Annotated in this window: 21 protein-coding genes and 2 pseudogenes; 13 read left to right on the top strand and 10 right to left on the bottom strand. The window is 72.6% G+C overall.

The annotated features are described in order from the left end of the window. Positions 1-44 precede the first annotated feature (44 nt). A complete protein-coding gene (locus FHX53_RS07120; RefSeq protein WP_182490670.1) occupies positions 45-623 on the bottom strand; it encodes a 1-acyl-sn-glycerol-3-phosphate acyltransferase in 579 nt (192 codons plus the stop codon). A gap of 208 nt (positions 624-831) precedes the next feature. On the opposite strand from FHX53_RS07120, the gene FHX53_RS07115 reads away from it, so the two are divergent. The 6 genes and pseudogenes from FHX53_RS07115 to FHX53_RS07095 all read left to right on the top strand — a co-directional run bounded on the left by FHX53_RS07115 (position 832) and on the right by FHX53_RS07095 (position 3,445). Further along, on the top strand, positions 832-1,260 hold the full coding sequence (locus tag FHX53_RS07115) for a DUF1761 domain-containing protein (RefSeq protein ID WP_182490669.1): 429 nt from the start codon (positions 832-834) through the stop codon (positions 1,258-1,260). A gap of 139 nt (positions 1,261-1,399) precedes the next feature. Continuing rightward, entirely contained in the window at positions 1,400-1,966 is a 567-nt protein-coding gene (locus FHX53_RS14035; RefSeq protein ID WP_182490668.1) for a hypothetical protein, read from the top strand. Beyond that, positions 1,959-2,261: pseudogene (locus FHX53_RS14030) on the top strand (DUF2461 family protein); the annotation flags it as partial. The gene FHX53_RS14035 and the pseudogene FHX53_RS14030, both read left to right, overlap by 8 nt. Positions 2,262-2,287: 26 nt before the next feature. Continuing rightward, positions 2,288-2,344, top strand: a pseudogene (locus FHX53_RS14160) (hypothetical protein); the annotation flags it as partial. Between the two features lie 204 nt (positions 2,345-2,548). Then, positions 2,549-3,142 carry a GNAT family N-acetyltransferase gene (locus FHX53_RS07100; RefSeq protein ID WP_182490667.1) on the top strand — a complete coding sequence of 198 codons (594 nt, stop codon included), beginning with the start codon at positions 2,549-2,551 and terminating at the stop codon, positions 3,140-3,142. A 159-nt stretch (positions 3,143-3,301) separates the two neighbouring features. Then, on the top strand, positions 3,302-3,445 hold the full coding sequence (locus FHX53_RS07095) for a GPGG-motif small membrane protein (RefSeq protein WP_182490666.1): 144 nt from the start codon (positions 3,302-3,304) through the stop codon (positions 3,443-3,445). Positions 3,446-3,655: 210 nt separating this feature from the next. On the opposite strand, the gene FHX53_RS07090 is transcribed toward FHX53_RS07095, so the two are convergent. Next, complete coding sequence (locus FHX53_RS07090; RefSeq protein WP_182490665.1) at positions 3,656-4,477, bottom strand: SDR family NAD(P)-dependent oxidoreductase; 822 nt, start codon at positions 4,475-4,477, stop codon at positions 3,656-3,658. A 138-nt stretch (positions 4,478-4,615) separates the two neighbouring features. Here FHX53_RS07090 and FHX53_RS07085 point away from each other — a divergent pair, with 138 nt between their 5' ends. Both FHX53_RS07085 and FHX53_RS07080 read left to right on the top strand, forming a co-directional pair. Beyond that, positions 4,616-5,275: an LON peptidase substrate-binding domain-containing protein gene (locus tag FHX53_RS07085; RefSeq protein ID WP_246335558.1), complete on the top strand. Its 660-nt coding sequence runs from the start codon at positions 4,616-4,618 to the stop codon at positions 5,273-5,275. Beyond that, the gene (locus FHX53_RS07080; RefSeq protein WP_182490664.1) at positions 5,272-5,424 is read left to right on the top strand and encodes a hypothetical protein; all 153 of its coding nucleotides are present in this window, start codon (positions 5,272-5,274) and stop codon (positions 5,422-5,424) included. The genes FHX53_RS07085 and FHX53_RS07080 overlap by 4 nt, the downstream gene beginning before the upstream one ends. A gap of 18 nt (positions 5,425-5,442) precedes the next feature. Here the strand turns inward: FHX53_RS07080 and FHX53_RS07075 are convergent, their stop codons facing one another. The 3 genes from FHX53_RS07075 to FHX53_RS07065 form a co-directional block, all read right to left on the bottom strand. After that, a complete protein-coding gene (locus FHX53_RS07075; protein WP_182490663.1) occupies positions 5,443-6,057 on the bottom strand; it encodes a hypothetical protein in 615 nt (204 codons plus the stop codon). Positions 6,058-6,153: 96 nt separating this feature from the next. Next, the gene (locus FHX53_RS07070) at positions 6,154-7,701 is read right to left on the bottom strand and encodes an aminopeptidase P family protein (protein ID WP_182490662.1); all 1,548 of its coding nucleotides are present in this window, start codon (positions 7,699-7,701) and stop codon (positions 6,154-6,156) included. Positions 7,702-7,760: 59 nt separating this feature from the next. Next, positions 7,761-8,768 carry an endonuclease/exonuclease/phosphatase family protein gene (locus tag FHX53_RS07065; protein WP_182490661.1) on the bottom strand — a complete coding sequence of 336 codons (1,008 nt, stop codon included), beginning with the start codon at positions 8,766-8,768 and terminating at the stop codon, positions 7,761-7,763. Positions 8,769-8,867: 99 nt separating this feature from the next. On the opposite strand from FHX53_RS07065, the gene FHX53_RS07060 reads away from it, so the two are divergent. Next, a complete protein-coding gene (locus FHX53_RS07060; RefSeq protein WP_182490660.1) occupies positions 8,868-9,719 on the top strand; it encodes a PHP domain-containing protein in 852 nt (283 codons plus the stop codon). Between the two features lie 107 nt (positions 9,720-9,826). Then, the gene (locus tag FHX53_RS07055; protein ID WP_182490659.1) at positions 9,827-10,186 is read left to right on the top strand and encodes an A1S_2505 family phage non-structural protein; all 360 of its coding nucleotides are present in this window, start codon (positions 9,827-9,829) and stop codon (positions 10,184-10,186) included. On the opposite strand, the gene FHX53_RS07050 is transcribed toward FHX53_RS07055, so the two are convergent. Beyond that, entirely contained in the window at positions 10,093-11,652 is a 1,560-nt protein-coding gene (locus FHX53_RS07050; protein ID WP_343050892.1) for a DHA2 family efflux MFS transporter permease subunit, read from the bottom strand. The genes FHX53_RS07055 and FHX53_RS07050 overlap by 94 nt on opposite strands. A gap of 132 nt (positions 11,653-11,784) precedes the next feature. After that, positions 11,785-13,257: a DEAD/DEAH box helicase gene (locus tag FHX53_RS07045; protein WP_182490658.1), complete on the bottom strand. Its 1,473-nt coding sequence runs from the start codon at positions 13,255-13,257 to the stop codon at positions 11,785-11,787. A 92-nt stretch (positions 13,258-13,349) separates the two neighbouring features. On the opposite strand from FHX53_RS07045, the gene FHX53_RS07040 reads away from it, so the two are divergent. Then, the gene (locus tag FHX53_RS07040; RefSeq protein ID WP_182490657.1) at positions 13,350-14,066 is read left to right on the top strand and encodes a ferritin-like fold-containing protein; all 717 of its coding nucleotides are present in this window, start codon (positions 13,350-13,352) and stop codon (positions 14,064-14,066) included. A gap of 34 nt (positions 14,067-14,100) precedes the next feature. Here the strand turns inward: FHX53_RS07040 and FHX53_RS07035 are convergent, their stop codons facing one another. Then, on the bottom strand, positions 14,101-14,421 hold the full coding sequence (locus FHX53_RS07035; protein ID WP_182490656.1) for a hypothetical protein: 321 nt from the start codon (positions 14,419-14,421) through the stop codon (positions 14,101-14,103). Positions 14,422-14,423: 2 nt separating this feature from the next. Beyond that, positions 14,424-14,645, bottom strand: a complete 222-nt coding sequence (locus tag FHX53_RS07030) for a DUF3107 family protein (RefSeq protein WP_182490655.1) — start codon at positions 14,643-14,645, stop codon at positions 14,424-14,426. Positions 14,646-14,760: 115 nt separating this feature from the next. On the opposite strand from FHX53_RS07030, the gene FHX53_RS07025 reads away from it, so the two are divergent. Continuing rightward, positions 14,761-17,952, top strand: coding sequence for an ATP-dependent DNA helicase (locus tag FHX53_RS07025; RefSeq protein WP_182490654.1), 3,192 nt, complete (start codon positions 14,761-14,763; stop codon positions 17,950-17,952). Next, positions 17,952-21,245 (top strand): ATP-dependent helicase, encoded by a 3,294-nt coding sequence (locus FHX53_RS07020; protein ID WP_182490653.1) that lies wholly within the window; start codon positions 17,952-17,954, stop codon positions 21,243-21,245. Before FHX53_RS07025 ends, FHX53_RS07020 begins: the two co-directional genes overlap by 1 nt. On the opposite strand, the gene FHX53_RS07015 is transcribed toward FHX53_RS07020, so the two are convergent. Beyond that, on the bottom strand, positions 21,242-22,465 hold the full coding sequence (locus FHX53_RS07015; RefSeq protein WP_182490652.1) for an NAD(P)/FAD-dependent oxidoreductase: 1,224 nt from the start codon (positions 22,463-22,465) through the stop codon (positions 21,242-21,244). The two genes, FHX53_RS07020 and FHX53_RS07015, sit on opposite strands and share 4 nt — an antisense overlap. Between the last annotated feature and the right edge of the window lies 1 nt (position 22,466).

Here is a 22,466-nt window from a genome sequence, read left to right as displayed (position 1 = left end):
GGAGGCACATTGCGCGGGAGGGACTCTGGTCGGCAGGCACGGCCTCAGCCGCCCGCGAGCTCCTCGCGCAGCCGCGGCTCCACCCGGTGCTCCGGCCGCACCCCGGCCTTGTCCGCGTAGAACGCCCGGATGCGATCCATGTCGGCCGCCACGTCGCCCGTGAGCTCGAACGTAGGCCCGAGACCGGTCGTCATGGTCGCCCGGTCGACGTACCCGAGGGTCACCGGCATCCCCGTCTCGCGCGCGATCCGGTAGAAGCCCGACTTCCAGTGCGTGTGCCCCGAGCGCGTGCCGTCGGGCGTCACGACGAGGCTGAAGACCTCGCCCGACCGGATGCGCTCGACGACCTCGGCGACCACGCGGCCGGGCGCATCCCGGTCGACGGGGATGCCGCCGAGCCTCGTCATGATCGGGCCTCGCCAGCTGGTGAAGAGGCTCTTCTTGCCGAGCCAGCGGATGTGGATGTTGAGTTTCCACGTGATCGCGAGCATGAAGATGAAGTCCCAGTTCGATGTGTGCGGTGCGCCGATGAGGAGAGTCGGACGACCGGGTGCCGGTTCGGTCACGAGGCGCCACCGACTGACGGTCCAGAACGCGCGGGCGGCGAGGCGGCGCAGGAGCATGGTTCCAGCCTAGGTCGCCGCGTTCCGTCCATGGCCTCGGGGCGGTCGTCGACAAGCTGACACGATCTCCGCATGACCGAGTCCTCGCCGACTCCGCAGCCGACCCGCCAGCGTCCTCGGTACCTGACGCGCTGATCGGTTCGCGCACTCTCGCGCCGACTCGCGATCCTACGATGCCGCGCTTGCGCGCCCCCGATAGCGTTCACCCATGACCCTCCCCGAGCTCAACTGGCTGGCCGTCCTCGCCGGCTTAGTCGTCTACTTCGTCACCGGCGCCATCTGGTTCGGCCCCAAGACCTTCTACCCGGCGTGGATGCGCGCGAAGGGCCTCGACCCGGCCGAGCCGCAGGGCTCCCACGGCATGGCGGTCGTCTTCGGCATGACCGCGCTCGGCGCGCTCGTGCAGGTGCTCACGCTCGCCATCGTGCTCGGGTTCGTCGCGCGAGCGACGGGCGACCCGGTCGGGCCGCTCGGCGGCGCGCTCGGTGGCCTCCTCCTCGGCATCGGTCTCGTCGCCGCGAGCTCGCTCTCGCACCGTCTCTTCGGCGGCGACGGATTCCGAGTGTGGGCGATCGAGGTCGGCGGCGACGTCATCGGACTGACGCTCGCGGGCCTGGTCGTCGGCCTCATCGGCTGACGTCTCGCGCATTCCGGCCTGTTCGGGGCGACTCGTCCGCCCCCGGGCGCACGGTGTGCCCGGATCAGGACGAGGTGCGCCCATCGAATGGCGCCGCTTCGGGATGTGGGCACCCAGCCGCATCGGGCACGATGATCGCGTGGATGCTCCCCGCGCGCTCGCCGCCGCCCGAGCCGCGCTCGCCGAGGCCGCGGCCGAGCTCGCCGCCGCCGGCGCCCGCCCCGAGCAGCTCGCGACCACGGTCGCCGCGCACCGCGCTCTCGGGTTCATCCCCGTGCGCGAGAAGCTCCGGCGCACCGGCGAGGGATTCCTCCTCGGCGCCCTCCTCGCCACCCCCGCCGGAGACGCGTTCGAGCCGGGCCGCATCGTGCGCGCGAGCCGGCAGGTGCTGCCGGGCCACCAGTCGGCGAGCGCCCAGGAGCGCCGCGCCCTGCGCCAGCTGGCCCTCGACTCCGGATTCGACGAGGGTGAGACCCTCGTGCTCGAGGCGCGGCCCATCCCGCTCGACGACGTCGAGGCGATGCGCGTCGAGCGCGGGCCGCTCGTGCTGCGCGAGACGGACGCCGACGGGGCCGAGGCCCTGGTCCGCTGGGTCCCCTCGGCTCCGGACAGCGCGCTGCGCCCCCTCGCGGCGTACCTGGCCGAGCGCGTCGACCTCGCGCGCGGAGCCCTGGCCGCCGCCCGAGCCGAGAGCGAGCATCCGTGACCGATTCGATGCACCGCGCGGCAGCCGACGCCGCCCGAGCGCCGACAAGCGCCTAGACAAGGATCACCTCGGGCTCGTGAGCGCCGTTCACGCCGACGGCACCTACTACCTGCAGGTCTCGCAGCACGGCCTCCTGCTCGCCGGTGGCCAGTACCAGCCGAGCCGCGAGCAGCTCGCGCGGTTCCGCGAGATCTGCGACGACAACCGCCTGGTCGGCGACCTCGAGGCCACCCTCGAGGAGGCCGCCGAGCGCGGCTTCGCGATCATGACGACGGATGCCCTCGCCACCCCCCGCGCGGCTTCCGAGCCGACCACCCGAAGATCGCCCTGCTCAGGCTCAAGCGTCTGGCCATCGCCGCCGACCACGAACCCGCCGACGGGATGACCGGCCCCGAGCTCGTCGATCGCGTGCGCGCCGGCTGGCGCGTGGTGCGCGAGGGGAACGCGCGGCTCGCCGAGAACCTGCCAGCGCCCGCCCAGGGCGCTCGCTGAGGCGAGCGGCGAGCACCCGGCGTGACGGCGTGTGACGCGAAACGCGCAAGCCCCTGGGCAGTGTCGGAGCATCGACGTAGTCTCGATTCCGTGCTTCTCGAGACCCATGTGCTGCAGGACACCGACCCCGACCTCCCGGCGCTCCTCGCCGACGGCTTCGAGGTCGTCGGCGAGTCGTGGGGCGCCGAGTTCGTGATCGACGGCGGGGCAGAGTCCACTGCCTCCCTAGAGCGGCTGCGCGGCTTCGTGGAGACGGCGCGCGCCGCAGGGCTCGAGATCCGCGAGCTCGACGCGCGCGACGCCGCCGCGATCGAGTCACTCGACGCCGAGAGCTGGGTCGACGTGCCGACCACTCCCGCGACCGTCCATGTGCCGGTGAGCGCCCTCGATGTGCGCGATTGGGCGACCCGAGGTCGCCGCGCGTTCGGCGCCCTCGACGGCGACCGCCTCGTCGGCCTGTGCGTGGGCGCGGCCGGCGACAACGACTTCGTCGTCGTCGCGCCCGATCAGCGTGGGCGGGGCATCGGCGGGGCCGTCGTCGCGGCGTGGATGCTCGGTGCCATCGAGGCGGGCGAGCGCAGCTTCTCCGCCGGGGGCGCCCTGCAGAACGCCCGCAGCCTGGCGATGATCCGAGCCGTCGGGTTCCGCGTGACCGAGCGCTGGCTGAGCCTGCAGCGCCCCTGACGACCGGGGCTCGGCGAGAACGCATGTCAGCACATCGTGACCCCGTCAACCCCCTTCTCGCTCTTTCGCGCTGACCGTTAGCGTCAGCCCATACCGACAGGTCGTCGGAGGTCACGGCACGAGCCGGGGCGCGATCCGCGACCGGAAGGAGGCACCATCATGGGAACACTTCTCTGGATCATCGCGGCCATCCTCGTCATTGCGGGAATCGTCACGCTCGTCCGCGGTCAGATGCTGTGGGGCATCGTGCTGATCGTCCTCGGTCTGCTCGTCGGCCCCGGTGGCGTCAGCATCTTCACTTGATCGGGCTTGGCAGGCCCTGAGCCCCCGATGCGACATGGATCACGGCGCCCTTGGCGCCGCACCCCGGGAGGCGGCGTCGCGCGAGCGGCCCGCCTCTCGGCATGTCCGGCCCGCGATCGCCGTGACGGACGCTCTGCTGGCGGACTTCCGACCCTGACCGGCTCCGTTCCCTCACGAGCGCCGGGACAGGGGCAGCCCGGCGCGGGCGGCTCAGCCCAGCAGGTCCTTCATCTGCGAGTGGATGAGGGCAGCCGCGCGCTTCGGTGACAGGCGGCTCAGGCGCGACATGATGCGCGCATCCTGCCCGATGAAGATCTCGTAGCTGCCCTTCTCGAGCGCCTCGATGATCTGGCGGGCCGCCTCGGGCGCCGGAGTCGTCGTGCGCGGCTTGCCCTTGCCGGCCTTCGCGGCCATCGCCGCCATCTCCGCCTCGGTCGCGATGCCTGAGTTGAGGGCGATGTTGGTGCCGATCCCGCCGGGGAACACGACCGTGACCTGCACGTTCGTCGCCATGAGTTCGGAGTGCAGTCCGCGCGTGAGCTGCGCGACGGCCGCCTTCGTCGCTCCGTAGACCGACTGGCCGGGCACAGGGGCGTAGGCGCCCATGCTCGAGACGTTGAGGATGGCCGCCTCCGGCCGGCTCAGCAGCTCGGGCAGGAAGGCCTTGATCGTGTTGATCGTTCCGTAGAGGTTGACGGCGATCACGCGCTCGATCTGATCGAAGGCGAGGTCGTTGACGGGCACGAACTTCTGGATGATCCCGGCGATGTTGAGCAGGCCGTCGACCGTGCCGTGCGCGGCGATGATCGCCGTGGGGAGCGCGTCGACCGCGGCGCGGTCGGCGATGTTGACGACGTGCGTCGAGATCGCCTGGCTGTGCGCGCCCGCGAGAGCGACCGTCTCGGCCAGCCCCGCCTCGCTGATGTCGATGGCGGCGACGCGCGCGCCCTTCGCGACGAGCTGGAGCGTCACCTCCCTGCCCATGCCGTTGCCGGCTCCCGTGACGGCGAGGACTCTGCCGGTGATCTGCATGCTGCTCCTTCGGGGCGGGATGCGCGGCGCGCGCTGCCCTCAGGCTAGGGCCTTCATGGCCCGCTGGTCAGGGCCGTTCGACCCGTGGTTCCCGTCGACGGGGTCGACGCACCCAGGTTGCGGTGCCACAGTGGAGGCATGACGGTCATGCCGATGTTCCCGCTCGGCTCGGTGCTCTTCCCGTCGATGCCGACGGCGCTGCGCATCTTCGAGGAGCGCTACATCGTGATGCTCTCGACCGTGCTGCAGGAGGAGCCGGCGGAGTTCGGTATCGTCCTCATCGAGCGCGGCTCGGAGGTCGGGGGTGGCGAGCAGCGCTTCCCCGTCGGCACGATCGCACGGATCGCCCAGGTGCAGGCGAGCGAGGGCTTCATCGGTCTCGTCGCGCAGGGCACCGCGCGCGTGCAGGTCGAGGAGTGGCTCGAGGACGACCCGTACCCGCGTGCGCGCATCACGACGCTGCCGGAGCTGGAATGGCACGATGCGCTCGGCCCCCTCTTCGACGAGGCCGAGTCGACCGTACGCCGCGCGCTCGCGCAGGCGAGCGAGTTCGTCGAGCAGCAGTGGGGCGCCGACGTCGAGCTGAGCGCCGACCCCGTCGAGGCCATGTGGCAGCTGGCCGGGATCGCCCCGCTCGGACCGCTCGATCAGGTCCGACTGCTGCGAGCGGGGGACGCCGAGGCCCTCCTGCGCCAGCTCATCGAGCTCGCCAACGACGCGATGGAGGTGCTCGCCGTGACGTGGGACGACATCGATGACTTCCCGACTCCCGACGACTTCCGAGACGGTGGCGCGTGACGGGCCTGCTCGCCTTCCCCATCCCGACCGACCCGGGAACGGCGGGGGCCGCCGGTCCGCTCTTTCTCGCGATGGGCGTCACGACCGTTGCCGTCCTGGTCTGGCAGGCCGTACGGTACTTCCGAGACTCACGCGACGACGACGACTGAGCGGCGATCGCCGCGGCATCAGCCGAGACCGGTGCTGGACGCGCGGCGCCCGCGCTCGAGGAGCACCGCGATCGCGGCCGTCATGAGTGCCGCCGTCATCAGCGCGCCGGAGACGATCCGATTCGCCAGCAACGAGTCGGAGATCGGCGGCGTCGGGACGATCATGATGACGAGCGAGAGCGCCGCAGTGAGGGCGAACACGAGCCATGAGCCGCGGTGTCCCCATCCGGCCGAGCGGAGCGCTCCGAACAGCAGCGTCAGGTGACCCGCGGGGACGAGCAGAAGCACGGGATAGTCGAGCGGCGTGCCGGTCGGGGCGCCCGCGAAGTCGCTCCCGAGCAGCTGATTCGCGACGGTGAGCACGACGACGGGCACGGCGAGCATCACGGCCCCGATGCGCCCGATCGTGTCGAGCCAGCGGAAGAGGACGAGCCCCAGCACCGATGCCGAGCCGAGCAGGATGGCCGTCGTGGGCGAGAGGTGCCCGAGCACCGGGTCGAGCTGCTCCGGCGCGAGAGCGGATGCCGCGAGCGCGAGGCCGACGAGAAGCAGGAGCCCGACGAGCACCCCGAGCGCGGTGCGATGGGCGGTGCGCAATCGGGCGGATCGTGCGGTGGTGAGTGCGGTGATCATGACGCGAGCTCCTCGAGGCCATGGCGGGGTGGCGCCAGTATCCTCCTGCGTTCGGGCCAGCACCAGGGGCGATCGCCGCGGCTGGCCTCCCGGGGCTCAGCGCGCCGAGCGCGCCATCCACGCCTCGATTTCGTCTGCGGTGCGCGGGATGCCCGCTGACAGGCTCTCGCAGCCATCGGCCGTCACGAGCACGTCGTCCTCGATGCGCACGCCGATTCCGCGGTACTCCTCGGGCACGGTGAGGTCGTCGGGCTGGAAGTACAGGCCCGGCTCGATCGTGAAGACCATGCCCGGCTCGAGCACGCCGTCGAGGTACAGGTCGCGGCGCGCCTGCGCGCAGTCGTGCACGTCGAGCCCGAGGTGGTGCGACGTGCCGTGGACCATGTAGCGGCGGTGCTGACCGCCGTCGGGCTGCAGCGCCTCTTCCGCGGAGACCGGCAGCAGGCCCCACTCGGCGGTCCGGCGGGCGACGACCTCCATCGCTGCGGCGTGGATCTCGCGGAAGCGGACGCCCGGTCGGACGATCGCGAACGCGGCGTCGGCCGCCTCGCGCACGGCCTCGTACACGCGACGCTGCACCTCGGTGAAGGTGCCGCTCACCGGGAGCGTGCGGGTGATGTCGGCCGTGTAGTAGCTCTCGAGCTCGACGCCCGCGTCGATGAGGATGAGGTCGCCGGGCAGGACGGGGCCGTCGTTGCGCGTCCAGTGCAGGATGCACGCGTGCGGGCCGCTCGCGGCGATCGTGTCGTAGCCGACCGTGTTGCCCTCGGCCCGCGCGCGGCGGTCGAAGGTGCCTTCCACGAGTCGCTCGCCGCGAGGGTGCGCCGTGATCTCGGGCAGGTCGCCGATGACATCCTCGAAGCCCTGCTGCGTCGCGGCGACCGCGAGGCGCATCTGCTCGATCTCGAACGCGTCCTTCACCAGCCGCATCTCGCTCACGTCGCGCGCGAGGTCGGCGTCGCGCTCGGCGAGCTCGCCCGCGAGGGTCTCGGGGTCGGCGTCGGCATCGGCGGGGGACTCGTCCAGGCCGGTGAGGAGGAAGCGCTGAGCATCCACGCGCTCGGTGATGGCGAGGTCTGCCTCGCGCACCAGGATCGTGTTGGCGTCGACGGCGTCGAGGATGCTCTCGAATGCGTCGAGACCGCGCGTGGTGAGTGCGAGGTCGGCGGCGACGTCGTCGGCGGTCGGGCGAGGGCCCGTCCAGAACTCGCCGATCTCGGGGTTCGCGTAGAACTCGTCCGAGTCGCGGCCGGCGGCCTCACGGAAGTACAGCACGGCGTCGTGGCCGTCGGGCTCGCCTGCACCGCTCGTGCGCGGTTCCAGCACGAGCACGCTGCCCGGCACGGTGTCCGAGCCCCAGCCGGTGAGGTGCGCGAACGCCGAGTGCGCGCGGTAGGGGTAGTCGGTGTCATTCGAGCGCTGCTTGGCCGGGCCGGCGGGGATCACGAGGCGAGCGGTCGGATGCAGCGCGGAGATGCGGGCGCGGCGCTCGGCGGCGAAGGCTGCCTGCTCGCGCGCACCGCCCGCCCGGCTCGGGCGCTCGGCCCAGCCCTGCGAGATGTACGTCTTGAAGGCCTCGGAGCCGGGAGTGGTCGAGCGGTTCGCGGTCGCGCGCGGGGCATCCTTCTGGTCGGTCTCAGCCATGCGCCCATCCTCCCACTCGCCGCGGGGCGGGGGGAGGGGATGCTCGCGTCAGCGCTCGATCAGGGGAGGAGCCGGGCGACCACGGGTCGGTGATCGCTGCCCGCGCCGTCCTCGGATGTGATCACGCGGAAGGAGCGGATCTCGATGTCGGGAGTCACGAGGACGTGGTCGATCGGCGCGCCGAGCAGCGGGGGGAGACGCGTCGGCCATGTGCCCACGGCCCCGTCGCCCGTCTCGAGAGCGGCATCGACGCACGAGCCCAGCCCGAGCCCCGAGTCGGTCACGGTGAAGTGATCGGCGGTGGCGTTGAGGTCTCCCGCCATGATGACGCGCTCGCCCTCGCACACTCCGTCGAGCCACGCGAGGTCGGCCCGCCAGTTCTCGAGCTCGCCAGGCACGGGGGAGATCGGGTGCACGCCGATGATGGTGGGGCCGTCGCCGGAGATCGGCCGCAGCACGATGCTCGGGAGCACCGTCGTCGAGCCGACCGAGTCGTCGCGCGCGTACTCTCCCACCTCGACGGAGATGAGAACGCTCGTCGAGCGGGCCTTGAGCTCGAGCTCGGGGTCGAACTCGAGCGTGTGGACCCACATCGGCCGGTCGTTCGCCCGCATCGACTCGGCGGCGGCGACCGCGGTCTCCTCCGTCGTCTCGGGCAGCACCACGATGTCGGCCTGCTCGGCGATGGCGAGAGCGGCGATGGCGTCCGAGCCGGTCGCGTCGCCGAGAGTGTTCCAGGCGAGGACGACGAGCTCGTCGTCGGCGGGCGCGGGCGGGGCATCCGACCCGAAGCCGCGACTGGAGAGGACCGCCAGATTGATCGCGGTGAACCCGAGCGCGATCACCGCGAGGCCGGCGAGGAAACGCCGGCCCCCCGCCCACACGGCAGCGATGATGAGGAGGCTGATCGCGACGAGAATCGCGACGAGCGAGGTGAGGCCGCGGAGCGAGACGAGCTGGGCGATGACGGGAGCCCCCGCGAGCCCGAACAGGCTCGGCCATGCGATGACGAGCAGCACCGCGCCGACGCCGAGAAGCAGGGCGGCGGCGGCGAAACGGCGAATCATGACGTCGTGAGCCTATCCCGCTTGATCGAGAGCGATCGGGGGCGGATGCCCGGTACGCGCCGAGCGGAGCCCGACCGTCATCTGCGTAGCATGATGAGCATGCCGCGCCCCCTCATCGACCTGCACAGCCACAGCAGCGTCTCGGACGGCACGGAGACTCCCACCCAGCTCGTGCGCGCGGCGCTCGCGGCCGGGCTCGACACTCTCGCGATCACCGACCATGACTCGACCGCCGGGTGGGACGAGGCGGTCGCGGCCGCCGCCGGGTCGGGGCTGCAGATCGTGCGCGGCATGGAGCTCTCGACCCGGTTCGAGTGGCGGAGCGTCCATGTGCTCGGCTACCTCTTCGACCCGAACGACGCCGACCTCGTGGCGGAGACGGGCAGAATCCGCGATGACCGTCTCACGCGCGCCGAGCGCATGGTCTCACGCATCGCCGAGGATTACGACGTCACCTGGGACGACGTGCTCGCGCAGTCGGGCGGCGTCTCCATCGGCCGACCGCACATCGCCGATGCGCTCGTCGCCCGGGGCATCGTCCGCACGCGCAGCGAGGCCTTCGAGTCGATCCTGCACTTCCGCGCCGGGTACTACCTCCCGCACGCCGCGCCCACCGTGCTCGACGGCGTCCGCATCATCGCGAACGCCGGCGGCGCCCCGGTGATCGCGCACCCCGCGACGCGCGGCCGCGAGGCGGTGATCGATGAGGGGATGCTCGAGCAGCTGGTCGACGCCGGTCTCGTCGGCCTCGAGGTCGACCACCGCGAGAACACCGAAGAGGGCCGTGCGACGCTGCGCGACTGGGCGCGGCGCTACGACCTCGTCATGACGGGGTCGAGCGACTACCACGGCGACGGCAAGCCGAACCGGCTGGCCGAGAACACGACCGACCCGGAGGCGTTCGAGGCGATCGTCGCTCGGTCGCGAGGGATCGCGGCAGAGCGCTCCTAGCGCGCCTGAGGGCGCTCGCCGATCTCGCCGCGGGAAGCGGCGTACCGTCGTGTCCATGCCGATGCGGGGCGAGCTCGCGTCGGCGCGACGACCGGGGGCGATGACGCGTGATCACCGAGCTCGGCCCGAACGAGATCTTCGTCTTCGGCTCCAATCCCGACGGCTGGCATGCGGGCGGAGCGGCCAGGACCGCGCTCGAACGCTTCGGGGCGGTGTGGGGCGAGGGGCACGGTCTTCACGGCCGCTCGTACGCCGTCGACACGATGAGCGGTCTCGGTGTGCTCCAGGACGAGGTGAGGACGCTCCTGGAGTTCGCGACCTACCACCCCGAGCTGCGCTTCCTCGTCACCCCCATCGGCACGGGGATCGCCGGTCACGACCCGGAGGAGGTGGCGCCCTTCTTCGTCGGCGCGCCCGACAACGTCGTGCTGCCCGCTGAGTTCTCGGCGGTGCTCGCGGCCGAGTGAGCGGCGTGGCCCGTCGGGGCGACGGCGGAGGCGCGGCGAACCATGAGGACGAGCGGGATGGTGACGAGCGCGATGACCGCGCCGACCGCGAAGGCCGCGCGGACCCCTTCGGCGGTGACCGAGTCGGTCGCGGCGCCGCCGGGCCCGGCGAACGCCGAGGAGACAGAGATGAAGAGCGCGATGCCGGCGGCCCCCGACACCTGCTGCACCGTCCCGATTATCGCGCTGCCGTAGGAGCTCAGCTGCGGGGTGAGCGACGACATGCCGTTCGTGATGAGCGGAGTGAACAGCAGTGCGAGGCCGAGGCTCGTGCCGAGGTTCCCGACCGCGACGAGCCACAGCGGCGTCGTCTCCGCGAACATGGTCATGCTCCACAGCGATGCGGAGAGCACGATCGCCCCGGGGATGACGAGCGAGCGCGGACCGACGCGGTCGTAGCGACGGCCGATGAACGGGGCCGCGAACGCCATGAGAAGTCCGCCGGGCAGGATGAGGAGGCCTGAGATGACGGCCTCCGCGCCCAGGACGTCCTGCACGTAGAGCGGGATGAGGATGATCGCCCCGAAGAGCGCCATCGAGGCGATCGAGACGGCCGCGATCGCGAGCGCGAACTCGCGCGAGGCGAAGGTGCGCAGGTCGAGCAGCGCGCCGTCCGTGCGCTGCAGGACGACCTGTCGCCAGGCGAAGAGCCCGATCGCGACGATGCCGACGCCGAGGGCGAGGAGGCCGGGCAGGAACTGGCCGCCGCCGCGCTCGCCGAGCAGGCTCAGCCCGTACACGAGGCCGCCGAAGCCGGGGATCGACAGCACCACGGAGAGCACGTCGAGGCGGACGGGACGCTGCTCGCCGACGTTCACGATGCGCGCCGCCCCGAGGGCGAGCGCGCCGATCGCGAAGGGCATCATCGTGATGAAGAGCCAGCGCCAGTCGGCGATCGAGAGGATGGCGCCGGAGACGGTCGGGCCGAGCGCGGGCGCCACCGAGATCACGATCGAGATGTTCCCGACGACGCGCCCCCGCATGTGAGCCGGCACGAGCGCGAAGACGGTCGTGAAGAGGAGCGGCATCATGATCGCGGTGCCGCTCGCCTGCACGATGCGGGCGATGAGTAGCACCTCGAAGCCGGGTGCGACCGTCGCGATCGCGGTGCCGATCGTGAAGAGCGACATCGCGGCGAGGAACATGCGCCGCGTGGAGAAGCGCAGCATGAGGAACCCGGTGATCGGGATGACCACAGCGAGCGTCAGCATGAAGGCCGTCGTCAGCCACTGCGCGGCCGACGCCGTGATCCGCAGATCCTCCATGAGCTCCGGGATCGCGACGCCCATGAGCGTCTCGTTCAGGATGACGACGAAGGCCGAGACCAGCAGGAGCCGGATCACGAGCATGTTGCGCGCTTGGTCGGGCCCCTCGACCGGCTGAGGCGCCGGGGTGCCGGCGGTCTCGGGGGAGCGGGAAGAGGTCACGGTTCTCCGGTGCACGAGGCGGATGATCGGGGATGCGCGGAGGTGGCCGCGAAGGCACAACCTGCTCCGACCCTCCGTCATTCCCATCCGTGAGGAATCCGCGGAGCGCGAGCTCCTCCGCGCAGGGTCGCGCTAGGACTGCGCGGCGGCCGAGCCCTCGCCCGACCCGGCCTGACCGGCTCCGCCCGAGCCGCCCGAGCGACGACGGCGGCGACGGCGCTTCGCCGCGGGGGTCGAGCCGTCGGCGGCGGGCGACGCGGCGGGAGCATCCGCCTCGGTGCGGTCGGCGGGCTCGCTACGGCGACGCTCGCGCGGAGGACGCGACCCGTCGCGCGTCGACCCCTCGGTCGAGCCGCCCGAGCGCGACCTCGAGCGCTCGCGCGGCGGGTGGGAGGCGTCCTTCTCGGCCTTCGGGATCGGCGTCGCCTTCAGGCGGCCCTTCGACCCGGCGGGGATGTTGAGGTCGGCGAACAGGTGCGGCGACGACGAGTACGTCTCGACCGGCTCGGGGATGCCCATCTCCAGCGCGCGGTTGATGAGCGCCCACTTGTGCATGTCGGCCCAGTCGACGAAGGTCACGGCGATGCCGGTCTTGCCCGCACGGCCCGTGCGGCCGACGCGGTGCAGGTAGGCATCGTGGTCGTCGGGGACGGTGTGGTTGATCACGTGCGTGACGTCGTTGACGTCGATGCCTCGCGCGGCGACGTCGGTCGCGATCAGGATGTCCTTCTTGCCGGCCTTGAACGCGGCCATCGAGCGCTCGCGGGCCTCCTGCGTCATGTCGCCGTGCACGGCGCCGGCGCTGTAGCCGCGGTCGTTGAGCTCCTCCACGAGCTTCGCGGCGGCGCGCTTGGTGCGAGTGAAGACGACGGTCTTGCCGCGGCCCTCGGCCTGCAGGATCCGGCCGATGACCTCGTCCTTGTCGAGCGAGTGCGCGCGGTACACGATGTGCTCGATGTTGGCCTGCGTGAGGCCCTCGTCGGGGTCCGTCGCGCGGATGTGGATGGGCCGGTTCATGAAGCGGCGCGCGAGGGCGACGATCGGGCCGGGCATCGTCGCAGAGAAGAGCATCGTGTGGCGCGTGGGCTTGGTCTGCGAGAAGAGCTTCTCGATGTCGGACAGGAAGCCCAGATCGAGCATCTTGTCTGCCTCGTCGAGCACCATGACCTCGACGTTGGCGAGGCTCAGCAGCCGCTGGCTCGCGAGGTCGAGGAGGCGACCGGGAGTGCCGACGACGATCTGCGCGCCGGCCTTGAGCTGCTCGATCTGCCCCTCGTAGGCCTTGCCGCCGTAGATCGAGACGATCTTGACGTCGCGGTTCTTCGACGCGAGCTCGAGGTCCTCCGTCACCTGGACGCACAGCTCGCGCGTCGGCACGACGATGAGCGCCTTGACGCCCGGCGCGGGGTGCAGGCCGAGGCGCTGCACGAGGGGGAGGCCGAAGCCGAACGTCTTGCCCGTACCGGTCTTGGCTTGACCGATGATGTCCTGCCCCGTGAGAGCGAGGGGGATGGTCTGCTGCTGAATCGGGAAGGGCTCGATGATGCCCTGGCTCGCGAGGGCGTCGACCAGGTCGGTCTCGATGCCCAGATCGGTGAAAGTCACGTAAAGGTTCGCCTTGTCTGGTATTTGGTACGGCCCACTTTACCCGGAGGGCTCACGCTACCGCCGACGAGCGCATCGCCTAGGCTGTGCGCGTGACCCCGTGGCTCCGACGCACCAGCCCGCGCGTGCCGGCGCCGACGCTCCCCGCGCGAGACACGTCCACTGCGGCGACTCGCGTCGATCTGCACGAGCTGACCCCGGAGACCGACGTGTTCCTCGGCCACTGCGCCGCTCTGCACCTCACTTTCTTCGAGCAGCTGAGCCACGCGGTCGCGAACGCCCCCCGCGTCGCCGAGAAGGATCTTCTCGCCGCGGCAGCGGCGACGGTCCTCTCACGCTACCGGGGGCTCATCGCGGAGATGGAGCGCATGAAGCTCGATCCGGCGGGGATCATGGAGCCCCACCTCGCGGGCGTCCAGGAGTTCGAGCGACGGACGATGGGGGCGGACTGGCACGAGCAGGTCGCGAGCGCGCACGTCGCGATCGGCTTCCTCACCGACTTCTGGATCAGGCTCGGCGCCGGTCTTCCGCGCGACTCGCGCGAGCGGGTCGAGGCCGTGCTCGGCGATGGCGACATCGAGAGGCCGCTCCACGCGATCGTCGAGCGCGCCATCGCCGCGAATCCGCGGCTCTCCTCCCGGCTCGCGCTGTGGTGCCGGCGGCTCGTCGGCGACACCATGCTGCAAGCCAGGTCGGCGCTCGTGCTGCACGCCGATCGGACCCGCGACGAGGCGCAGATCGAGCCCGTGTTCACCGAACTGATCGCCGAGCACACCCGGCGGCTCGACCGCCTCGGGCTCACGGCCTAGGCCGCGAAGGCGTACCGGGCGGTCTGCGCGCCGATCAGACGGAGCGGGCCGGTGCGGGCATCCCGCCCGGCGCCATCAGGCGCGCCAGCAGCGCGTCGTCGGCCTCGCGCCGACGCGGCGGCAGCAGCAGAGCGAAAGCGAGCGCGACGCCGGGGCCGATCAGCAGGCTGAAGACCCAGATCCATCCGCCGTCGAAGGTGAAGCCCAGCCACAGCAGGAGCACCCACGTCGCCGCCGTCGCGGCCGCGGCTGTCGCGGGGATCAGCAGCAGGCCGTGCGTATCGCGGCCGGGAACGCCGTAGCGCACGCCGAGGCCGAGTGCGGCGCCGATGACCGTGACGTAGAGGAGCTCCATCGTCAGCCGACGAAGCCCACGCGCCGAGCCGATTCCGACCCGATCTCGACGTAGCCGATGGCCGCGGCGGGCACCACGTAGTGCTTGCCCTTGTCGTCGGCGAGAGTGAGGACGGTGCCGGCGTCGAGAGCCTCGGTCACCGCCTTCTCGATGTCGGCGGCGGTCTGCGAGGTCTCGAAGGAGAGCTCACGGGGGCTGTTGAGGATGCCGATGCGAATGTCCACGAACGTCACTGTACCCCGGCGCACGAGGCCGTTCCGCGGCGTTCACCGAGAGCGGACCGCCGGCGCTCGGCCGGGCCGCCGCGAGGGTGTCGGAGCCCGGCGCTAGCGTGAGGACATGCCCCCGCTCGATCCCTCGCAGCTCGCCGCCGTCGAGGCGCGGCGCGGGCGCGGAGCGGTCGTGCTCGGCGCCCCGGGGACGGGCAAGACGACCGTCGCGATCGAGATCGTCGCGCGCGCCGTGCTCGAGGACGGCCTCGCGCCGGACGAGGTGCTCGTGCTCACGCCGTCGCGACGATCGGCGACCGCGCTGCGCGATAGGATCGCCCTGCGCCTCGCGGAGCCCGACGAGACGCGGGCGCCCGTGCTGCCCGGCCCGCTCGCACGATCGATCGCGTCGTTCGCGCACTCCCTCGTGACGGCCGAGGCGCGGCTCGCGGGGGCTGCCGATCCGCGACTGCTGTCGGGCGCCGACCAGGACGCCGACATCGCCGAGCTGCTCGACGGGCACCTCGCCGACGGGGCGGGGCCGCTCTGGCCCGATCATCTCGGGCCGGACGTCCGCGCGCTCGGCGCCTTCCGAACCGAGCTCCGCGACGTCATCGCGCGGCTCTCCGAGCACCACTGGTCCACGCACGATCTGCGAGCGGCGGCCGCTCGGCGCTCGCGGCCCGAGTGGGCGGCGATCGCCGACTTCGTCGACGAGTACCGTGCGGTCCTCGGCGGCGCGCGCGCCGACCAGGTCGACCCTGCGGAGCTCGTGCGCGCCGCGATCGGGCTCATCAGCGACCCGCTGCCCGCCGCTCCTCCCGCGCCCCGCCTGGTCGTCCTGGACGACGCTCACGACGCGACGCCGAGCGGCTTCGATCTGCTCGCCGCGCTCGCCGCGCGCGGTACGACCGTCATCGTCATCGGCGACCCGGACGTCGCCACGAACACCTTCCGCGGCTCCGAGCCCGACGCGGTCGCGCGCTTCGCCTCCGTGGTCGAGCGCGCCGCTCCCGGGGCCTCGCTGCCGACGCTCGTGCTCAGCACGGCCCACCGGCACGGGCCCGCTCTGCGCGCGCTTGCCGCGTCGCTCGCCGGGCGAGTGGGCACGGCGGCGGCGGGAAGGCAGCGGCGGGCGCTCCCCGGGCGCGAGCGCGACAACAGCGACGCGGACGGCGAGAGCTCGCCCGCCCTCGATCCGCCCCTCATGGCCCTCACCGCGCCGAGCGGGGCGCGCGAGCGCGCCCTCGTCGCCGACCTGCTGCGGGAGCGGCACGTGCTGGACGGGGTGCCGTGGTCGCGCATGGCGGTGGTCGTGCGCAGCGGCGCGCAGGTTCCGCTCATCGCGCGCGCTCTCGCCGTCGCCGATGTCCCCGTGCGGACCACCGCCGCCGGGCGGCCGCTGCGCGAGCACCCCGCCGCGCGCGCGCTCATCCGCTTCGTCGACGTCGGGGTCGCGCGAAACCCCCTCGACGCAGCCTCCGCGACCGAGCTTCTGCTCGGGCCGCTCGGCGGCCTCGACCGCATCGGCCTGCGTCGACTGCGTCGGGCGCTGCGGGCGGAGGAGCTCGCGGGCGACGGCGATCGCCCGGCCGACCAGCTGCTGGTCGAGGCGCTCGCCGCGCCCGACCGGCTCGAGACGATCGACCATCGCGTGGCCCGCCGCGCCGCGCGCGTCGCGCGGACGCTCGCGGGCATCCGTCGCCGTCATGAGGAAGGAGCCACCGTCGACGAGCTGCTGTGGGCGGCGTGGAGCGACGCGCGCGTCGCCGACGACTGGGCCCGCCAGTCGGCCGGCGCGGGGGTCGTGGCCGCGGAAGCCGACCGCGCGCTCGACGCGATCGTCGCCGTGTTCACGGCGGCCACGACCATCGTCGACACGGTGCCGGAGGCGACGGTCGAAGCCTTCCTCGCCCGTGTGCTCGACAGCGACGTCGCCGACGACCTGCTCGCCCCGGTTCGCACGGCCGAGTCGGTGCTCGTGACGACGCCCGCGTCGGCGACCGGGCTCGAGGTCGACGCCGTCATCGTCGCGGGGCTCACGGAGGGGGTGTGGCCGAACCTGCGGATCCGCGGGTCGCTGCTGCACGCCCCCGCGATCAGCCGGCTCGCGAGCGGCCTGCCCGTCGACGACATCGACGAGCGGCGGCTCGTGCTCGACGACGAGCTGCGGATGGCCGTGCTCGCGTTCTCGCGGGCGCGCCACCAGCTCATCGCGACGGCGACCGCCGGAGACGACGAGCAGCCCAGCGCCCTGTGGCAGGTCGTCGCCGACGCCGCGGCAGTGGGCGATGCGGCTGCGAGCGACGCGTCGGGCGGCGTCGATGGTGGCGCGGCCGCCCGTGAGCGACGCAGGGGCAGGCCCCGCTCGCTCAGGCGACTCGTCGGGCACCTGAGGCGCATCCTCGCCGATCCGGCGGCGGGCGAGTCCGCGCGCGCCGACGCCGCGGTCGCCCTGCGGCGCCTCACCGACGCTCAGGTGCCCGGTGCTGATCCCGCGGAGTGGTGGGGGCTCATCGAGCCCTCGACGACGACGCCCCTCTTCGCCGAGGCAGACAGCGTCGCGCTCTCGCCGTCGAAGCTCGAATCGATCGAGTCGTCGCCGCTCGACTGGTTCCTCGATCGCGTCGCGCCCGAGGAGTCGAGCCCCGCGATGGGCATCGGCACGATCGTGCACGGCGCGATGGAGACCGCGACCGACCCGACCGTCGACGCGGTGTGGGCTGCGATCGAGGCGCGCTGGAGCGAGCTCGTGTTCGAGTCGCCCTGGCTCGCCGACCAGCAGCGTCGCCTCGCGCGCCGCTACGCCCAGGGCGTCGCCGTCTATCTGCAGGACGCCGCGAGCGCCGGCCGCGCTCTCGTCGCCGCCGAGCGGCGCTTCGAGGTCGACGTCGACCGCGTGCGGCTCCGGGGCACTGTCGACCGCATCGAGCGCGGGGCCGACGGCGCGGTGCGGATCATCGATCTCAAGACCGGCAAGCCAGTGACGGATGCCCGTGCGGCCGAGAACGCGCAGCTCGGCGCGTACCAGCTGGCCTACGCGGACGGGGCGTTCGACGAGATCCTCGACGGGCTCGGGCCGCACTACGCGGAGGGCGCCCGACTGCTGTTCGTGAGGGAGGGCGTGCGCGGCAAACCCTACCGCGAGGCGAGCCAGCCGGTGCTCGACGAGTCCGGGCTCGAGGCGTTCCGCGAGCGACTGCGTCAGGCCGTCGCCGCGATCGCCGTCGCGGAGCTCACGGGAGCGCGATCCGTCGGTCGCTACGACTACGGCGCCTTGCGCCATCGCATCCATCGCGTCCCATCCGTGACGGGGGAGTGATGACGACCTGGATCGCCTCCGTGCCCGGAGCCCGCGTGAGCGCCGATGACATCGCCGACGCCATCGGGCAGCATCGGCCGACCGCGGAGCAGCGGGCCGTCATCGAGGCGCCGCTCGGCCCCGCGCTCGTCGTCGCCGGCGCCGGGTCGGGCAAGACCGAGACCATGTCGGCGCGCGTGCTGTGGCTCGTCGCGAACGGGTTCGTGGCGCCGGAGCAGGTTCTCGGCCTCACCTTCACGCGCAAGGCCGCTGGCGAGCTCTCGCACCGGATCCGCGAACGGCTCACCGCCCTCGGGCGCACACCGCTCATGGCTGGCGATGCGAGCGCGCCCCCGCTCGTCGACGCGTTCACCCAGCCGACCGTCTCGACCTACAACGCCTTCGCCTCCACCCTCTACCGCGACCACGCCGTGCTCATCGGCCGCGACCCCGAGGGTGCGGTGCTCGGCGAGGCGAGCGCCTGGCAGCTCGCGCGCCAGCTCGTGACCGGCTCCGACGACGCGCGGCTCGCCGATCTCGACCGGCCGATCGATCGGATCACCGCGGCCGTGCTCCAGCTCGCCCACGCGGTCGCCGAGCACGACGCCGACATCGCAGACGTCCGCACGCTCATCACCGACTTCCTCCGCGTCTCCGATCTGCCGCTCGGCGACCGGTACGAGCGCGCCCAGGGGATGACCTCCCTCCTCACGCTCGGCGCCACCCTCCCGATCGTCGATCTCGTCGAGCGCTTCCAGGCCGTCAAGGCCCGCGAGGGTCTCGTCGAGTTCAGCGACCAGGTGAGCCTCGCGCTGCGCATCGTCGGGCGCCATGGCGAGGTCGCGGAGGGGGTCCGCGACCGTTATCGCGTCGTCCTGCTCGACGAGTACCAGGACACCAACGTCGCGCAGTCACGCCTGCTCGCGTCCCTTTTCGCCGGTCTCCCCGTCATGGCCGTCGGCGACCCGCACCAGTCGATCTACGGCTGGCGCGGGGCCAGCGCGTCGAACCTCGACGACTTCGCCCGTCGATTCGCCCGCGGCGAGGAGGGCGGCGTCGCCCGCTACTCGCTGAGCACGTCCTGGCGGAACGGCCGACGCGTGCTCGACGTCGCCAATGCGCTCGTCGAACCGCTCACCGCGCGCGGCGGCGTGCCGGTCGAGCGCCTGCACCCCGGCCCCGCCGCGAGCGCGGAGCCCGTCGAGCTCGTGCAGCTCGAGACGGTGACGGAGGAGGCGGACGCCGTCGCGCGGTGGCTCGCCGCCCGCCTCGCCGAGCCGCCCCACGGGCTCGGCGCGGGCGCCGTCGACGATAACGGCCGGCCGCTGCGGCCGAGCGCCGCGATGCTCATGCGCAATCGCACGCTGCAGCCCGTGTTCCTCGCCGCGCTGCGCGAGCACGGTGTGCCCTTCCACGTGCTCGGCATCGGCGGGCTCCTCGCCGAGCCGGAGATCGCCGACCTCGTGAGCGCGCTCGCCGTGGTCGACGATCCGGCGGCGGGTACCGAGCTCGTGCGCCTGCTCGCCGGACCGCGGTGGCGCATCGGGCTGGCCGACCTCGAGGCGCTGCGCGGCATCGCCTCCTGGCTGCGCGAGCGAGACCTCGCCCAGCGGGCCTTCCCGCCTGAGGTCATTGAGCGGATGCGCGCCTCGGTCGCCTCCACCGACGGCGTCTCGCTCGTCGACGCCGTCGACTTCGTCGCCACCGCTCCCGAGACCCACGGGCAGCTCGCTCGCCTGAGCGAGGTCGGCCGCGAGCGGCTGCGGGAGGCGGGCCGGCTGTTCGCGCGGCTGCGATCGCGGACGGCTCTCGATCTGCCCGACCTCGTCGCGGCCGTCGAGCACGAGCTGCAGCTCGATGTCGAGGTCGTCGCCAACCCCGCCCGCGTGCTGCGCGACGCCCCCCGCGAGGCCTTTCTCGACGCTCTCGACGGGTACCTCGCTCTCGCCGATCACGCGACGCTCGGCGGCTTCCTCTCCTGGCTGCGCGAGGCCGAGTGGCGCGACAACCTCTCGCCCCGCAGCGAGGACCCGGAGCCGGGCACGGTGCAGGTGCTGACCATCCACGGGGCGAAGGGGCTCGAGTGGGATCACGTCGTCGTGCCTCGCGCTGTCGCCGACGAGCTGCCGGCGCGGCCGCGGGACGGCACGACCGGCTGGCTCAGCCTCGGAGTCCTGCCCTACGAGCTGCGCGGCGACGCGTCCGAGCTGCCCGTCTTCGCCTGGCGCAGTGCCGAGACGCGGAAGGAGCTCCTCGAGCGCCGCGACGCGTTCTGCGCCGAGGTCGGCTCGCACCTCGAGCGCGAGGAGCGCCGGCTCGCCTACGTCGCCGTCACGCGAGCCCGCCACCGGCTGCTGCTGACCGGATCCTTCTGGGCGGGCCAGTCGAAGCCCCGGCCGTCGAGCCCCTTCCTCGCGCCCCTCATCGAGCGGGGCATCCTGCCTCGAGTGCCCCAGGCGAGCGAGCACGAGACGAACCCCCTCGTGCTCGACGACGACACGACGCCCTGGTGGCCCGGAGACCCTCTCGGCGCTCGTCGACCCGTGCTCGAGCGCGCGGCCGCGCGCGTTCGCGCGGCGAGTCCTGACGCGGCGAGCTCCTGGCACGACGATGTCGAGCTGCTGCTCGCCGAGCGGGCCGAGCGCCTCGCCGGCGCGCGTCGAGCGCCCGTTCCGCTGCGCGTCGCCGCCTCGACGCTCAAGGACTTCGTCACCGATCCCGACGGCATCGCCGAGCGGCTGCGCCGGCCGATGCCGCAGCGGCCGTATCGCGCGACCCGTCTCGGCACCGTGTTCCACCGGTGGGTCGAGCAGCGCTACGGGCTCGCGACGATGGAGGACTCGGTCGACGGGCTCGTGCTCGAGCCAGGAGCGATCGACGAGCTCGGGGGCGAGGAGGTCGAGCGCGAACGGCTCGCCGTGCTGCAGGAGACCTTCGCGCGTTCGCCGTGGGCCGCCCGTCGGCCGCTCGAGGTCGAGCGCGAACTGCACGTGCCGCTCGAGGGCCGCATCCTGGTCTGCAAGATCGACGCCGTCTACGCGCTGCCGCCGGGCGCGGACGGCGGCGATCGCGTTGAGATCGTCGATTGGAAGACCGGGCGAGCCCCGCGCGACGCCGACGATCGCGCGGCGAAGGAGCTGCAGCTCGCCGTGTACCGCCTCGCCTACGCCCGCTGGCGGGGGCTGCCGCTGTCGAACGTCGACGCGGCCTTCTACTTCGTCGCCGACGACGAAGTGCTCCGGCCCGAGCGGCTTCCCGACGAGGCAGAGCTGCGCGTGCTCTGGCGTGCGGCGCTCGACGCAGAGGCCGGCTAGACCGCGGCGGTCGGCACGCTGAAGCGCGAGCGGTAGCTCTGCACGAGCGAGCGCATCCCGATGCCGCACACGCCCACGAGGGCGTCGCCGCGGTGGTACTCGACCACGCATTCGTCGTCGAGCGCGCCGGCGACGAGCTCTCGGCGGTCGGCGAGGTAGGTCATGCCGAACGCGAGCAGGTGCATGTCGTACTGGTCGCTCCAGAACGACGGAAGGGGCGCGAACCCGGCGGCCGCGAGCGGTTCGCAGTTCTCGCCCGCGAGGTGCGCGGCGATCAGCTGGCCGGCGCGCTTGCCCGTCTCGGTCGGCAGGTTCCAGTGCTCGACGCGACGCGCCACGCCGTCGAACAGCGGGTTGGGGTACCGGGCGACGTCGCCGACCGCGAAGACGTCGGGCACGACGGCACCCTCCGCGGTCAGGGCGCGCAGCCCGCCGTCCACGAGCACGCCGTCGCTCACATCGAGGCCCGAGCCTGCGAGCCACTCGGTGTTCGGGTCCGACCCGATCGCCACGACGAGCACGTCGCACTCGAGCATGACGCCGCTCGACAGGATGACGCGCTCGACACAGGGGTCGCCGACGAGCCCGAAGAGCCCGTCGCGCGGGAAGAACCGCACGCCGTGCGCCTCGTGGCGTCGCCGCACCTCGCCCCCGAGCTCCGGGCCGAGGGCCCGCTCGAGCGGCACCGCGCTCTGCGTGACGACCGACACCGCGCATCCGTTCTTCGCCGCGGTCGCCGCGATCTCGCAGCCGACGAAGCCCGAGCCGAGGATGACGACGTTCGCGCCCGGGCGCAGAGAGGTGCGCAACCCGACGGCGTCGTCGAGCGTGCGAAGAACGTGGATGCCCGTCAGCGCGTGCCCGTCGACGGGAAGCGGCTTGGGGCGCAGCCCGGTCGCGATCGCGAGCGCTCGGTACGGATGCTCGTCACCGGCCTCGTCGATCACCACCCGCCGCGAGATGTCGAGCGAGGCGGCCGCGCGTCCGAGCGTCCACGTGACGCCCTGCTCGAGCGCCGAGCGGATGGGGAACGCGACCTCGTCGTGCCCGTGCCCCTCGGTCTGCAGGAGCTCCTTCGACAGCGGCGGCCGGTTGTACGGCGCGTGCGCCTCGGCGCCGAGGAACTCGATGGGGCCCGCGTAGCCGGCGCGACGCGCACCCTCGGCGGTGCGGAGGCCTGCCATCGAGGCTCCGACGATCAGGAGCGGCGCGTCCGTCATC

The organism is Microcella alkalica, from assembly GCF_014137945.1.
GTDB lineage: Bacteria > Actinomycetota > Actinomycetes > Actinomycetales > Microbacteriaceae > Microcella > Microcella alkalica.
The sequence above is the reverse complement of the archived record's forward strand: the minus strand, read 5'-3'. Positions and strand labels throughout refer to the sequence as shown.

Coding starts and splice junctions, on each gene's coding strand:
- FHX53_RS07120 (WP_182490670.1), bottom strand. CDS start 623: ATGCTCCTGCGCCGCCTCGCCGCCCGCGCGTTCTGGACCGTCAGTCGG.
- FHX53_RS07115 (WP_182490669.1), top strand. CDS start 832: ATGACCCTCCCCGAGCTCAACTGGCTGGCCGTCCTCGCCGGCTTAGTC.
- FHX53_RS07095 (WP_182490666.1), top strand. CDS start 3,302: ATGGGAACACTTCTCTGGATCATCGCGGCCATCCTCGTCATTGCGGGA.
- FHX53_RS07090 (WP_182490665.1), bottom strand. CDS start 4,477: ATGCAGATCACCGGCAGAGTCCTCGCCGTCACGGGAGCCGGCAACGGC.
- FHX53_RS07085 (WP_246335558.1), top strand. CDS start 4,616: ATGACGGTCATGCCGATGTTCCCGCTCGGCTCGGTGCTCTTCCCGTCG.
- FHX53_RS07075 (WP_182490663.1), bottom strand. CDS start 6,057: ATGATCACCGCACTCACCACCGCACGATCCGCCCGATTGCGCACCGCC.
- FHX53_RS07070 (WP_182490662.1), bottom strand. CDS start 7,701: ATGGCTGAGACCGACCAGAAGGATGCCCCGCGCGCGACCGCGAACCGC.
- FHX53_RS07065 (WP_182490661.1), bottom strand. CDS start 8,768: ATGATTCGCCGTTTCGCCGCCGCCGCCCTGCTTCTCGGCGTCGGCGCG.
- FHX53_RS07060 (WP_182490660.1), top strand. CDS start 8,868: ATGCCGCGCCCCCTCATCGACCTGCACAGCCACAGCAGCGTCTCGGAC.
- FHX53_RS07035 (WP_182490656.1), bottom strand. CDS start 14,421: ATGGAGCTCCTCTACGTCACGGTCATCGGCGCCGCACTCGGCCTCGGC.
- FHX53_RS07025 (WP_182490654.1), top strand. CDS start 14,761: ATGCCCCCGCTCGATCCCTCGCAGCTCGCCGCCGTCGAGGCGCGGCGC.
- FHX53_RS07020 (WP_182490653.1), top strand. CDS start 17,952: ATGACGACCTGGATCGCCTCCGTGCCCGGAGCCCGCGTGAGCGCCGAT.
- FHX53_RS07015 (WP_182490652.1), bottom strand. CDS start 22,465: ATGACGGACGCGCCGCTCCTGATCGTCGGAGCCTCGATGGCAGGCCTC.